Here is a 12953-nt window from a genome sequence, read left to right as displayed (position 1 = left end):
ATGGTCGGTGCGAGGCGAGGAGAGTCATGACCGAGGTGAGCGGGAACGCCGAAAGTGCCGAACCGAAGCGGCTGCGTGTCTTCCTGGTCGACGACCACGCGATGTTCCGGGCCGGGGTACGGGCCGAGTTGGGTGTCCACGTGGAGGTGGTCGGCGAGGCGAGCACGGTGGCCGAGGCGATCAACCGGATCGCGCTGACCCTGCCGGACGTGGTGCTGCTCGACGTACACATGCCGGACGGTGGTGGACGGGCGGTGCTGGACGCGATGCGGCGCAGCCACCCGACGATCCGGTTCCTGGCGCTGAGCGTCTCCGACGCGGCCGAGGACGTGATCGGTCTGATCCGGGCCGGGGCCCGGGGTTACGTGACCAAGACGATCTCGCCGGACGAGCTGACCGCGGCGATCCGCCGGGTCGCGGACGGGGACGCGGTGTTCAGCCCCCGGCTGGCCGGCTTCGTGCTGGACGCGTTCGCCGCCCGTCCGGACGCCCCGGTGGCCGACCCGGAACTCGACCAGCTCACCAACCGGGAGCGCGAGGTGCTCCGGCTGCTCGCCCGGGGGTACGCGTACAAGGAGATCGCGAAGGAGCTGTTCATCTCGATCAAGACGGTCGAGACGCACGTCTCGAACGTGTTGCGCAAGCTCCAGATGTCCAACCGCTACGAGCTCTCCCGCTGGGCGGCTGACCGCCGGCTCGTCTGACCCGGCTCGCTCGACCCGGTTGTGGTGAGTCGGCCGAGGGCTGTCCGTGACCGTCCGACAACCGACAGTGTCTGTCGGCATAGCCGAGCCCGCCGCCCGCGACCATCGGTACGTGGGCGCGCCCGCTTCTGCGTCCGGGCTGTGGCGGGCGCCGGTTCGGGCGATCCATCTGGGCGAATTGTGATCATGGTGAGTATTGACCGACCGCTCTCGGTCTAACGGCTTGATAACGGCACCTTCACGCAACGGGCGTTCGGTGTCACAGTGTCAGTCACCTCACACCCCCTCGTGAGCGCCCTGAGGAGGCACTCCCATGCGCGGGAAAACCCTGAAGATGGCGGTCGCTACGACCGCCATCACGTTGATTGCCGCTGGTTGCAGCAGCAGCGACCCGGACGACTCCGGTTCGAGCAGCAGCAACGCGGTGGTCTCGATCGAGATTGCCGAACCACAGCACCTGATCCCTTCCAACACCACCGAGACGAGCGGCGCCCAGGTCCTGGCCGCCCTCTTCTCGCCGCTGGTTGACTTCGACAAGGACAACAAGCCGTTCGAGGTGGCCGCAGAGTCGATCACCTCGACCGACAACACCTTGTGGACCGTAAAGCTGAAGGACGGCTACACCTTCCACAACGGTGAGAAGGTCACCTCCGACAGCTACATCAACGCCTGGAACTACGGCGCGTACGGCCCGAACGGTCAGGGCGGCGCCTACTTCTGGGAGAAGGTCGACGGCTACGCCGACCTCCAGTCGACCGACCCGGACGGCGAAGAGGGCCCGCAGAAGGCCCCCGAGCCGAAGGCCAAGAAGCTCACCGGTCTCGCCAAGGTCGACGACCTGACCTTCACGGTCAAGCTGTCGGCGCCGTTCAGCGAGTTCAAGGCCGTCCTCGGTTACACCTCGTTCTACCCGCTGCCGGCGGCGGCGTGGCAGTCCGACGGTGTGCTGAAGGAGGGCTTCGAGGACGCGATCGTCGGTAACGGCCCGTTCAAGCTCAAGGGCACCTGGCAGCACGACCAGGGCATCGAGGTCGAGCGGTACGACGCCTTCCCGGCCGACAAGCCGAAGGTCGGCGGCGTCAACTTCAAGATCTACCAGCAGCTCACCTCGGCCTACGCGGACCTGCAGGCGGACAACCTCGACGTGGTCAAGACGATCCCGACCGAGAGCCTCTCCAGCGCGCAGACCGACCTGGGCGACCGGTTCAAGCAGTCGCCGGCCTCGACCTTCCAGTTCGTCGCCTTCCCGACGTTCCAGCCCGAGTTCAGCAAGCCCGAGGTCCGCAAGGCGATCTCGAAGGCGATCGACCGGGACGAGATCATCAAGGCGGTCTTCAAGGGCTCGCAGCGCTCGGCCCGCTCGTTCGTGTCGCCGGTGGTCGCCGGATACCGGGACAACACCTGCGCCGACGCCTGCGTCTTCGACGCCGCCAAGGCCAAGACCGAGTACGCCGCCGCCGGTGGTCCGGCCAAGCTGCAGATCTCGTACAACGGTGACGGTGGGCACAAGGAGTGGGTGGACGCCACCTGCAACCAGCTCAAGACCAACCTGGGCGTGGAGTGCGTCGGCACCGCCGAGCCGAAGTTCGCCGACCTGCTGACCAAGGTGGAGTCGAAGACCCCGGTCGGCATGTTCCGGATGGGCTGGGTCATGGACTACCCGTCCATGGAGAACTACCTCGGCCCGCTGTACAGCACCAACGGTTCCTCGAACTACTACGGTTACAGCAACCCGGCCTTCGACACCCTGGTCAAGGAGGGCGCCTCGGCGCCGAGCCTCGACGAGGCGATCAAGAAGTACCAGGCGGCTGAGGACATTCTGGTCCAGGACATGCCGGTGGTTCCGCTCCGCTTCGGGCAGAACACCTTCGGCCACTCGACCAAGGTCAAGAACGTGGAGATCGACCTCTTCAACCGGGTCAACCTGCTGAAGATCGAGTCTGCCAGCTGAACTGACCGCGCAGCGGCGGACGGTCCGGGTCACCAGCTATGAGTTGCGTGACCCGGACCGTCCGGTAAGTGGCTCGGCGCCGGGTGCGACCCGGCGCCGTCCACACCCTCCGTGGCGTCACCGAGGACCGTGCGGTGGCGCCATCGCCGCGTCCTCAGATCGCGGTCCGCTGTCCACAAGGCAGCCACCGACGCCTGTCCCGTAGAAGGACGAAGACATGTTCCGTTTCATTGTCCGGCGCCTGCTGCAGATGGTCCTCACGTTCTTCGGGGCCACCCTGCTCGTCTACGCGCTCATGTTCAGCAACCAGGGCAGCCCAGCGCAGGTCATCCAGTCCCTGGTCGGCGAACGCCCGGTAACCCCGGCGCAGGTCCAGGTCCTGACCGAGCGCTACCACCTCAACGAGGGCTTCTGGGCCCAGTACGGCTATTACATGAAGGGCCTGCTGCAGGGCGACTTCGGCATCTCGCTCACCGGTCGACCGATCAACGAGATGATCGCCCAGGCATACCCGGTGACCATCAGGCTCGCCGTGATCGGTGTCCTGTTCGCCATCCTGTTCGGGGTGAGCGCGGGTGTGGTCGCCGGCATCCGTCGTTCCGGCATCTTCGACAATGCCACGTTGATCCTCACCCTGCTACTCATTTCCATCCCGGTGATCGTGCTGGCCCCGGTGGCCCAGTACTTCTTCGGCATCAAGCTCGGCTGGTTCCCGCCGACCGCCGGTGGTGACCCGACCTGGTGGGCGCTGCTCCTGCCCGGACTGGTGCTGGGATCACTCTCGCTCGCCACCTACTCCCGGCTGACCCGTACCTCGGTGGCCGAGAACCTGCGTGCCGACTACGTCCGTACGGCCCGGGCGAAGGGGCTGCCCCGCAAGCGCGTGATCGGGGTGCACGTACTGCGCAACTCGCTGATCCCGGTGGTGACGTACATCGGCATCGACATCGGCGGCCTGATGGCCGGCGCGATCATCACCGAGGGCGTGTTCAACATCCCCGGCGTCGGCTTCAACCTCTTCCGCGGCATCCGCACCGAGGACGGCCCGCTGGTGGTCGCCTTCGTGAGCCTGCTGGTCATCGTCTTCCTGGTCGCGAACCTGATCGTCGACATCATGTACGCCGTGCTCGACCCGAGGATCCGCTATGAGTAATCTCGAATCGATCGCCGCGGCCGAGACGCCCGCGGCGAACCCCGCGCCGACCGGCGGCGCCAAGGCGGACAAGCCCCGCAGTCTGGCCGGAGACGCCTGGCGGGACCTGCGCCGCAATCCGATCTTCTGGGTCGCCTCCGGTCTGGTCGTGCTCTTCGTGGTGATGGCGATCGTGCCGCAGCTCTTCACCCCGGCCGACCCGGCGAGCTGCGCGCTCTCCCGGCAGTACGCCCCACCGAGCGGGCGGGCCTGGTTCGGTTACGACTTCCAGGGGTGCGACGTTTTTGCCCGGACCGTCTACGGCGCTCGCGCCTCGATCCAGGTCGGCGTCTTCGCCATGTTGCTGGCCGGCGTCATCGCGCTGGTCATCGGGCTGTCGTCGGGCTACTTCGGTGGCTGGGTGGACGCGGTCCTGTCCCGGCTCACCGACATCGTGCTCGGTATCCCGCTGCTGCTCGCCGCGATCGTGCTGGGCAAGCGGCTGGCCGGCGACCGGCAGGGCAGCGGCATCTGGACCGTGGTGATCGTGCTCGGGGTGCTCGGTTGGACCACCGCCTCCCGGGTGATGCGTTCGTCGGTGATCAGTGCCAAGAACCAGGACTACGTGGCGGCGGCCCGGATGCTCGGCGCCGGACACGGCCGGATCATGTTCCGGCACATCCTGCCGAACGCGCTCGCGCCATTCGTGGTGGTGATGACCATCGCGCTCGGCGGATTCATCTCGGTGGAGGCGACCCTGTCGTTCCTCGGCATCGGGCTGAAGGCACCGGCGGTCTCCTGGGGCATCGACATCTCCAGCTCGCAGTTGCGGGTACGGGAGAACGCCACCCCGCTGATCGCTCCGTCCGCGTTCCTGGCGCTGACCGTGCTCGCCTTCATCATGCTCGGCGACGCGATCCGCGACGCCTTCGACCCGAAGCTGCGGTAGGAGAATCCGGTGACCGATATCAAGGCACACATCGATGTCCTACCCGGATTGGACCACACCGCTCCGCTGCTGCGGGTGGACGACCTGCACGTGGAGTTCCGGACCCCGAACGGCGTCGCGCACGCGGTGAACGGCGCCAACTTCACGGTACAGGCGGGGGAGACGCTGGCTATCCTCGGCGAGTCCGGGTGTGGCAAGTCGGTGACCGCGCAAGCGATCATGGGCATCCTGGACACCCCGCCGGGTTACGTGACCAGGGGCGAGGTTCGTTACCGAGGGCTCGACCTGCTCAAGCTCCCGGAGGAGCAGCGGCGCAAGGTACGCGCCAACCGGATCGCGATGATCTTCCAGGACGCGCTCTCCGCGCTCAACCCGGTCTTCTCGGTGGGCTTCCAGCTCGGCGAGCTGATGCGGGTGCACCGGGGCATGTCCAAGAAGGCCGCCCAGCAGCGGTCGATCGAACTGCTCGACCTGGTGAAGATCCCGGCGGCCCGGCAACGGGTCAACGACTATCCGCACCAGTTCTCCGGCGGTATGCGGCAGCGCGTGATGATCGCGATGGCGCTGGCCCTCGACCCCGAGGTGCTGATCGCGGACGAGCCGACGACCGCGCTGGACGTCACCGTCCAGGCCCAGATCATGAACCTGCTGGCGGAACTCCGCCGGGAGCGGAACATGGGCCTGATCCTGATCACCCACGACATGGGGGTGGTCGCCGACGTCGCCGACCGGATCTCGGTGATGTACGCCGGCAAGGTGGTCGAGGAGGCGGGCGTGTTCGACATCTACGCCCGGCCATCGCACCCGTACACCAAGGCCCTGCTGGAGTCGATCCCTCGGGTCGACCTCAGGGGACAGCAGCTCAACGTGATCAAGGGGCTGCCGCCGAACCTGACCAACATCCCGCCGGGCTGCGCCTTCAACCCCAGGTGTCAGTACGCGCAGGATGTCTGCCGGGCCGACCCGCCGCCGCAGGCGTACCAGGTGGCCGAGTCCCGTACCTCGCGCTGCCACTTCTGGAAGGACGTGTTGGGCGATGAGTGACGTCGTGCTGCGGACCAAGGACCTGGTCAAGCACTTCCCGATCACCCGTGGAATCGTGTTCCAGAGCCAGATCGGCGCGGTCCGCGCGGTCGACGGGATCGACCTGGAACTGCGCCGGGGGGAGACCCTCGGCGTGGTCGGCGAGTCCGGCTGTGGCAAGTCGACCCTGGCGAAGCTGCTGGTCGGGCTGGAGAAGCCGACGTCGGGCACGATCGACGTCCGGGGACAGGACATGACCCGGCTGAAGGGTCAGCCGTTGCGCCGGGCTCGGCGCAACATCCAGATGGTGTTGCAGGACCCGTACACGTCGCTGAACCCCCGGATGACGGTCGGCGACATCATCGGTGAGCCGTTCGACATCCACCCGGACGTGGCGCCGAGGGGCGAGCGGCAGAAGCGGGTGCAGGACCTGATCGACCTGGTCGGGCTCAACCCGGACCACATCAACCGGTACCCACACCAGTTCTCCGGCGGGCAGCGGCAGCGGATCGGCATCGCCCGCGCGCTGGCGCTCAACCCGGAGATCATCATCTGCGACGAGCCGGTCTCCGCGCTGGACGTGTCGATCCAGGCCCAGGTGATCAACCTGCTCGAGCAGTTGCAGAACGAGCTGGGCCTGTCGTACGTCTTCATCGCGCACGACCTGTCGGTGATCAGGCACATCGCCGACCGGGTGGCCGTGATGTACCTCGGCAAGGTCGTCGAGATCGGCGACAACGAGGGGATCTACGAGCGGCCGACCCACCCGTACACCCAGGCGCTGCTCTCCGCGGTGCCGGTGCCGGACCCGACGTTGCGCGGGCACCGGGACCAGATCGTGCTGGAGGGCGACGTACCCTCGCCGGCCAACCCACCCTCCGGCTGCCGGTTCCGTACCCGGTGCTGGAAGGCCCAGGACATCTGTGCCGAGCAGGAACCGCCGCTGGTGGAGCGGGAGCATTCCGGCCATCCGAGCGCATGCCACTTCGCCGAGGAGCGCGACGTGGTGCACGCGGTCGAATAGGCCGGCACAGACGCCGGCGGCCGGCCCCACCCGGCTCGTGCCACCGGTGAAGGTAGTGCCTCCTCAGTGTCCGGGGCGTCGGCCGCCATCCATGCGACCGGCGCCCCGGGCCGCTGTTCCGGGCCGGACAGGGCCCGGTGGAGCTGTCGCGGGGCGGTGCCGGGGTTGCTCGGACCGCAGGACCGACTCGGCGGCGTTCAGAGCGGTCCGCGGCCGGCGCGGAGCACCAGCAGGGCGAGCTGCGTCCCGTCGGCGCCGAGCGCGGCGTGGAACTTGTCCAGGATCTCGCGCTCGCGGGAGAGGACCAGGCGGGTGCCGCCGGACGCGACCCGGGTCGCGCCGACCTGTTGGGACAGGCTCGCCCGTTCCTGCCAGAGGGCGATCAGGGCGCTGTCGATCTCGTTGATCCGGTCGCGCATCGCCAGGATGCGCTCCGCGGCCTCCGGCGAGTCGGTGCCGGTCTGCGTCTTGCCGGCGGTCGGGTTGGCGGGCTGTTCGAGCATGTGTGCGGTCATTTCCGGGCTCCCTGAGCGGGTTGGCCCCCAGCGTCCACGACCCGAGGCAAAACGCCCCGGGCTCCAGGAGCCCGGGGCGTTTCGTAGGTTTAAGATCAGGCGCTACCTACGGCTGCCGGACTCCCGGAGCCATAGTAAAAGTAGAAACGCGCCTGCTGGATCACGAACCGAGTATGCCCACCCCGGGCCTTCCGGCGCAAGCGCCTCGGCGCGGAACGGGCGAAATCTCACCCACTCAGCCGAGGCGGGTGATGCGGTCGGCCGGCCCCGGGGCCACCGGCGCCCCGCCGCCGAGGTGGGCGACCAGGGCGTCGACGTCGAAACCGGGCGCGGTGGTCCGGTCGGTGCCACCGGTGAGCAGGGTGAAACCGTCGCCTCCGTTGGCCAGGAAGTCGTTGGTGGTGACCCGGTAGCTGGTGGCCGGGTCGACCGGCACCCCGCCGAGGGCGAGCGCGCTGACCCGCCCACCGGCCGGCAGGGTGGTGTCGTAGCTGTAGGTGAGACCGGCCGAGACCTGGAGGACCCGCTGGCTGGTCTGCCCGCTGAAACCGACGAACTGCTGCTCCAGTACGTCCTTGAGCTGCGCCCCGGTGAGGGTCTGGGTGACCACGAGATTGTTGAACGGTTGGACGGTGAACGCCTCGCCGTAGGTGATCTGACCGGGTGCCTCGCCACCGGCGGAGGTCGCGTACGGCAGCGAGGCGCGGATGCCGCCCGGGTTCATCAGTGCGAGCTGGGCCCCGTTGCCGGCGGTCCAGGCGAGCTGCGCGTCGGCGATCACGTCACCGAGTGGGCTCTCCTGGTTCGGCCGGTTGTCCCGGACGATGTCGGCGGTGATCGACCCGACCACCCGGTTGGCGATCGGCGCCACGGCGGTGCGGTACTTGTCCGCCAGCCGCTTCGCCTTCGGGTCGACCAGGGCGGGGTTGCGGACGAAGTTGCCCGGGGTGGTCTGCTGCCAGGTCCCGTCCGGGTTCCGTACGCCGTTCTCGGCGATCACGTTGCGCGCGGTGATCTCGGTGAACCGGCCGGTCCGCCGGTCCAGCGAGTAGTCGATGTCGGTGATGAGCTGGCCGTTGGTCCCGGCGCTGGTGACCACGGTCGGGGCGCCCGAGGAGTTCGGCACCGAGCAGGAGTAGGCACGGTGCGTGTGGCCGCTGACGACCAGCCCGAACTCGGGCCGCAGCCCGGCGACGATCGGCACCACCGGGCCGGAGAAGTTGGTGCAGTCGGACGGGCCACCGGACTGCCCGCCACCCTCGTGCAACAGCAGCACCTGGGCCCTGACCCCGGCGAGCCGCAGCAGGCCGCCCCAGAGGTTGGCCGTCTCGACCTCGTCGGTGAACCGGACCGAACTGATCCCGGCCGGGTTCACGATGCTCGGGGTGCCCTCCAGGGTCAGCCCGACGAAGCCGACCGGTACGCCGTCGACCAGCCGGATGTCCACCGGCGGGAGGATCGGCAGCCCGGTACGCCGGCTGACCGTGTTCGCGGCGAGGTAGCTGAACTTCGCCCCGGCAAAGCCGTCACCGTCCTGGCACCCGTCCACCGGGTGGCAGCCGCCCCGGTTGATCCGGAGCAGTTCCTCGACCCCCTCGTCGAACTCGTGGTTGCCGACCGAGCTGATGTCCAGCCCGATCTCGTCCATCAGCTCGATCGTCGGTTCGTCATGGAAGGCGGCGCTGACCAGCGGGGTGGCGCCGATCAGGTCACCGGCGCCGACGGTGGTGCTGCGCCGCCCCTCGGCGGCGGCCTCGGCGCGGAGCCGCTTCAGCCAGGTCGCGAGGTATTCCACCCCGCCGGCCGGGGTGCCGTTCACGGCGGCGCCGCTGCCGGTGGGTGGGTCGATCGCGCCGTGGAAGTCGTTGTAGCTGAGGAAGTTGCCCTTGACCGGGCGGCCGGTCGGCGTCTGGTACGAGACCGAGACCGGGGCGAGTGCCGTCCACCGGTCGGTGGCCGACGATGGGTCGGCGGCGGGGACGTACGGCAGGGTGGTGACGGCGGCGAGGGCGAGTGCGGGCACCGCGAGGCGCCGCAGTTTCGCCCAGCCGCCCGGGCGAGTCTGGCTCATCAGGGATCTTCCCATCGGGTCCGGTGAGTGTTACCAGGGCGGTATCCGGTCATCGTTCTCGATCGGGGCGCGACCCACCAGTACGGCGAGATGACGAGTTGGTGGCCGGACGGCAGGGGAGGCGGTTGATGTCGGGCCGGCGGCATAGACTCGCCGTGCGATGCATGCTCTCTTCGAAATCCCGCCGATCCAGCCGTCGACCCCTGCCCGGGATTCGGCTTCGCCCCCGACGCCGGCCCGTCCGTCCACGACGCGTCCGCCCTCCTCAGCCGGTGATCCCCAGGCGTTGCTGACCGGGCTCAACGGTCCACAGCGCGACGCCGTGACCCACGCCGGCTCCCCACTGCTGATCGTGGCCGGTGCCGGCTCCGGCAAGACCCGGGTGCTGACCCACCGGATCGCCTACCTGCTCGCGGCCAGACAGGTGCACCCCGGCGAGATCATCGCGATCACCTTCACCAACAAGGCCGCCGGTGAGATGAAGGAGCGCGTGGCCGCCCTGGTCGGGCCCCGGGCCCGACTGATGTGGGTCTCCACGTTCCACTCCGCCTGCGTACGGATCCTCCGGGCCGAGCACGAGCATGCCGGGCTGAAGTCGACCTTCTCCATCTACGACGCGGACGACTCCCGACGGCTGATGCAGATGGTGGCCCGGGAGCTGGACCTCGATCCGAAGCGTTACCCGGCGCGTGGTCTGGCGGCCCAGGTCTCCAACCTGAAGAACGAGCTGGTCGACCCGGAGGAGTTCGCCGGTCGGGCCCAGGGGCCGAACGAGCGCGCGCTGGCCGAGGCGTACACCCGCTACCAGCAGCGCCTGCGGGAGGCGCACGCGCTCGACTTCGACGACCTGATCATGACCACGGTGCACCTGTTGCAGTCGCACCCGCACGTGGCGGAGAGCTACCGGCGCCGGTTCCGGCACGTGCTGGTCGACGAGTACCAGGACACCAACCACGCCCAGTACACCCTGATCAAGGAGCTGGTCGGCAGCGAGCCGATCGGCGGCGAGGGCGCCGACGGGCTGCCCCCGGCCGAGCTCTGCGTGGTGGGCGACGCGGACCAGTCGATCTACGCCTTCCGGGGCGCCACGATCCGCAACATCCTGGAGTTCGAGCGGGACTTCACCGACGCGCGGACCATCCTGCTGGAGCAGAACTACCGCTCCACCCAGACCATCCTCAACGCGGCCAACGCGGTGATCGACCGGAACACCTCGCGCAAGCCCAAGCGGCTCTGGAGCGACGCCGGTGCCGGTGAGCAGATCGTCGGCTACGTCGCCGACACCGAGCACGCCGAGGCGGACTGGGTGGCCCGGGAGATCGACCGGCTCACCGACGAGGGGCTGACCCGACCGGGCGAGGTGGCCGTCTTCTACCGGACCAACGCGCAGTCCCGGGTGTTCGAGGAGGTGTTCATCCGGGTCGGGTTGCCGTACAAGGTGGTCGGCGGGGTGCGCTTCTACGAGCGCAAGGAGGTGCGCGACGCGCTGGCGTACCTCCGCGCGGTGGTCAACGACGACGACACGGTGAGCCTGCGCCGGGTGCTCAACACCCCCCGGCGGGGGATCGGCGACCGGGCCGAGGCGTGCGTCGAGGCGCTCGCCGCCCGGGACCGGATCTCGTTCGGGGCGGCGCTGCGCCGGGCCGGCGACGCCCCGGGGATCTCCACCCGGGCCGCGAACTCGATCGCCGACTTCGTCGCGCTGCTCGACGCCGCCCGGGAACTGGCCGAGACCGCCGCGCCGGAGGAGGTGCTGGAGTCGGTGCTGACCCGTTCCGGTTACCTCAGCGAGCTGGAGGAGAGCCTCGACCCGCAGGACGCCGGTCGGGTGGAGAACCTGCAGGAGCTGGTGAGCGTCGCCCGGGAGTACACCGAGCGGGTCGAGGCGCAGGCCGAGGAGGGCGAGGGCGGGGCCACCCTGGCCGGCTTCCTGGAGCAGGTCGCGCTGGTCGCCGACGCCGACCAGATCCCGGACCAGGCGGCTCCGGCCGCCGACGGTGAGGAGCCGGAGCAGCCGCAGGGCGTGGTCACGCTGATGACCCTGCACACCGCGAAGGGGCTGGAGTTCCCGGTCGTCTTCCTCACCGGTCTGGAGGACGGCGTCTTCCCCCATCTACGCGCGCTCGGCGACACCCGGGAGCTGGAGGAGGAGCGCCGGCTGGCGTACGTCGGCATCACCCGGGCCCGGCAGCGTCTCTACCTGTCCCGGGCGGTCACCCGTTCGGCCTGGGGGCAGCCGTCCTACAACCCGGCGTCGCGTTTCATGGCCGAGCTCCCGGCCGACCTGGTGCGCTGGGAGCGCACCGAGGGCTCGTACACGTCGTGGTCGGGGACCGGCGGCGGCGTGGGCGGGCGCTCCGGGTCCGCCGATTCCGGCCTGGCCGCCCGTGGTGGCGGCTTCACCGGGGGTACGCCCAAAGCCGCCCAACTCGCCCGCAGGCTCGGCGTCGATCCCAGTCGACTGGCGACCGCGAGCGAGTTGCCGCAGGCGCCGAAGGTCGCGGCCGGGGACCGGGTCAACCACCAGCGGTACGGCCTCGGCCGGGTGCTCGCCGTGGAGGGGCACGGGCCCGGGGCTCGAGCCCAGATCGACTTCGGTGACCAGACGATGTGGCTGGTGCTGCGGCACGCGCCGATCGACAAGCTCTGACCGGCGGCGTCCCGGGTCGGCGGCGCCGCCGGGACCGCGCTCCGGTGTGGCCCGGGGCGGTCCCGGCGGCTTCACCACCACCGGGGAGGGTCTTCGGGGCGTTCAGCAGCCGAGGTCGACGCCTCGGGCGCGCATGAACGGTGCCGGGTCGATCTGGTTCCAGAGGGCGCCCTGGTGCACCTCGAAGTGCAGGTGTGGGCCGGTGGCGTCGCCGGTGGCGCCCTCGTACCCGATGACCTGACCGGCGCTGACCTTGTCGCCGACCTGGACCGCGGTGCGGTTCTGGTGCGCGTAATGGGTCAGGAAACCGTTGCCGTGGTCGATGACGACCGAGATGCCGTACCCGTCGTAGGCGGCGCCCGCCGTGACCACCGTGCCGGCGGCGACCGCGTGGATCGGCGTGTTCTCGTCACCGGCCAGGTCGATGCCGGCGTGCAGGACCCCGCCGCGCGTCCCGTAGCAGGAGCTGACCGGCGCGCCCGGCATCGGGCTGACCCAGGCGGCGGCGGCCTTGGTCGGCTTCGGCGTGGTCTTGGTGGGTTTCGGCTTCGGCTTTGGCTTGGCGCTGGTCTTCGGGGCCGGCGCGCTGGTGCTCGGGGCCACCGACGGGGACGGGCTGGTGCTCGGCGGGGTCGGGCTGAGCAGGTCGGTCGGGAGATCCGTCGGCTGGGCCCGTTGCGCCCGGTCGGCCCGGTTCGCCGCGTTGGCGCGGGCGAGCGCCGCCGCCTCCGTCGTGATCCCGGTGCCGTCCGGTTGGTCGTCCTCGCCGCCGACGGTCACCGCGGCGACGCCGATCCCGACCACCACGGCCAGCCCGGTCGCGACGTACGCGCCTCGGCTGATCCGCCGCCGGGCGCGGTGCCGGGCCACGCCGGTGTCCGGCTGGTGACCCACCCCGCCCTCGTCGCGGTCGTGGTCGTCGAGCGGCTGGGTG

The 12953-nt window shown here is 69.6% G+C and carries 10 protein-coding genes; 7 read left to right on the top strand and 3 right to left on the bottom strand.

Annotated elements, in window-relative coordinates; all coding sequences use genetic code 11:
• Positions 1-26: 26 nt before the first annotated feature.
• The 6 genes from ACI2K4_RS12235 to ACI2K4_RS12210 all read left to right on the top strand — a co-directional run bounded on the left by ACI2K4_RS12235 (position 27) and on the right by ACI2K4_RS12210 (position 6783).
• Positions 27-704, top strand: a complete 678-nt coding sequence (locus ACI2K4_RS12235; RefSeq protein WP_404510556.1) for a response regulator — start codon at positions 27-29, stop codon at positions 702-704.
• Positions 705-1017: 313 nt separating this feature from the next.
• On the top strand, positions 1018-2655 hold the full coding sequence (locus ACI2K4_RS12230) for an ABC transporter substrate-binding protein (RefSeq protein ID WP_404510555.1): 1638 nt from the start codon (positions 1018-1020) through the stop codon (positions 2653-2655).
• A gap of 217 nt (positions 2656-2872) precedes the next feature.
• Positions 2873-3808, top strand: coding sequence for an ABC transporter permease (locus ACI2K4_RS12225; protein ID WP_404510554.1), 936 nt, complete (start codon positions 2873-2875; stop codon positions 3806-3808).
• Complete coding sequence (locus ACI2K4_RS12220) at positions 3801-4736, top strand: ABC transporter permease (RefSeq protein WP_404510553.1); 936 nt, start codon at positions 3801-3803, stop codon at positions 4734-4736. Before ACI2K4_RS12225 ends, ACI2K4_RS12220 begins: the two co-directional genes overlap by 8 nt.
• 9 nt (positions 4737-4745) lie before the next feature.
• Positions 4746-5780 carry an ABC transporter ATP-binding protein gene (locus ACI2K4_RS12215; protein WP_404510552.1) on the top strand — a complete coding sequence of 345 codons (1035 nt, stop codon included), beginning with the start codon at positions 4746-4748 and terminating at the stop codon, positions 5778-5780.
• A complete protein-coding gene (locus ACI2K4_RS12210) occupies positions 5773-6783 on the top strand; it encodes an ABC transporter ATP-binding protein (protein WP_404510551.1) in 1011 nt (336 codons plus the stop codon). The genes ACI2K4_RS12215 and ACI2K4_RS12210 overlap by 8 nt, the downstream gene beginning before the upstream one ends.
• 197 nt (positions 6784-6980) lie before the next feature.
• Here ACI2K4_RS12210 and ACI2K4_RS12205 read toward each other — a convergent pair whose 3' ends face one another.
• Together ACI2K4_RS12205 and ACI2K4_RS12200 are read right to left on the bottom strand one after the other, a co-directional pair.
• Positions 6981-7298 (bottom strand): chorismate mutase, encoded by a 318-nt coding sequence (locus tag ACI2K4_RS12205; RefSeq protein WP_404510550.1) that lies wholly within the window; start codon positions 7296-7298, stop codon positions 6981-6983.
• A 235-nt stretch (positions 7299-7533) separates the two neighbouring features.
• Entirely contained in the window at positions 7534-9369 is a 1836-nt protein-coding gene (locus ACI2K4_RS12200) for a bifunctional metallophosphatase/5'-nucleotidase (RefSeq protein WP_404510549.1), read from the bottom strand.
• Between the two features lie 160 nt (positions 9370-9529).
• On the opposite strand from ACI2K4_RS12200, the gene pcrA reads away from it, so the two are divergent.
• Positions 9530-12019, top strand: coding sequence for a DNA helicase PcrA (gene pcrA, locus ACI2K4_RS12195; protein ID WP_404510548.1), 2490 nt, complete (start codon positions 9530-9532; stop codon positions 12017-12019).
• 102 nt (positions 12020-12121) lie between these two features.
• Here the strand turns inward: pcrA and ACI2K4_RS12190 are convergent, their stop codons facing one another.
• Positions 12122-12913, bottom strand: a complete 792-nt coding sequence (locus ACI2K4_RS12190) for a M23 family metallopeptidase (RefSeq protein ID WP_404511763.1) — start codon at positions 12911-12913, stop codon at positions 12122-12124.
• Between the last annotated feature and the right edge of the window lie 40 nt (positions 12914-12953).

The sequence above is a fragment of the Micromonospora sp. NPDC050397 genome, assembly GCF_044901685.1.
Taxonomy (GTDB): Bacteria; Actinomycetota; Actinomycetes; order Mycobacteriales; family Micromonosporaceae; genus Micromonospora_G.
Note: the sequence above shows the minus strand (reverse complement) of the source record. Positions and strands in the feature narration are given on the sequence as shown.

Excerpts from the sequence above, each read along its gene's own strand:
- ACI2K4_RS12225 (WP_404510554.1), top strand. The coding sequence starts at position 2,873 with ATGTTCCGTTTCATTGTCCGGCGCCTGCTGCAGATGGTCCTCACGTTC.
- ACI2K4_RS12200 (WP_404510549.1), bottom strand. The coding sequence starts at position 9,369 with ATGAGCCAGACTCGCCCGGGCGGCTGGGCGAAACTGCGGCGCCTCGCG.
- ACI2K4_RS12235 (WP_404510556.1), top strand. The coding sequence starts at position 27 with ATGACCGAGGTGAGCGGGAACGCCGAAAGTGCCGAACCGAAGCGGCTG.
- pcrA (WP_404510548.1), top strand. The coding sequence starts at position 9,530 with ATGCATGCTCTCTTCGAAATCCCGCCGATCCAGCCGTCGACCCCTGCC.
- ACI2K4_RS12220 (WP_404510553.1), top strand. The coding sequence starts at position 3,801 with ATGAGTAATCTCGAATCGATCGCCGCGGCCGAGACGCCCGCGGCGAAC.
- ACI2K4_RS12210 (WP_404510551.1), top strand. The coding sequence starts at position 5,773 with ATGAGTGACGTCGTGCTGCGGACCAAGGACCTGGTCAAGCACTTCCCG.
- ACI2K4_RS12230 (WP_404510555.1), top strand. The coding sequence starts at position 1,018 with ATGCGCGGGAAAACCCTGAAGATGGCGGTCGCTACGACCGCCATCACG.
- ACI2K4_RS12205 (WP_404510550.1), bottom strand. The coding sequence starts at position 7,298 with ATGACCGCACACATGCTCGAACAGCCCGCCAACCCGACCGCCGGCAAG.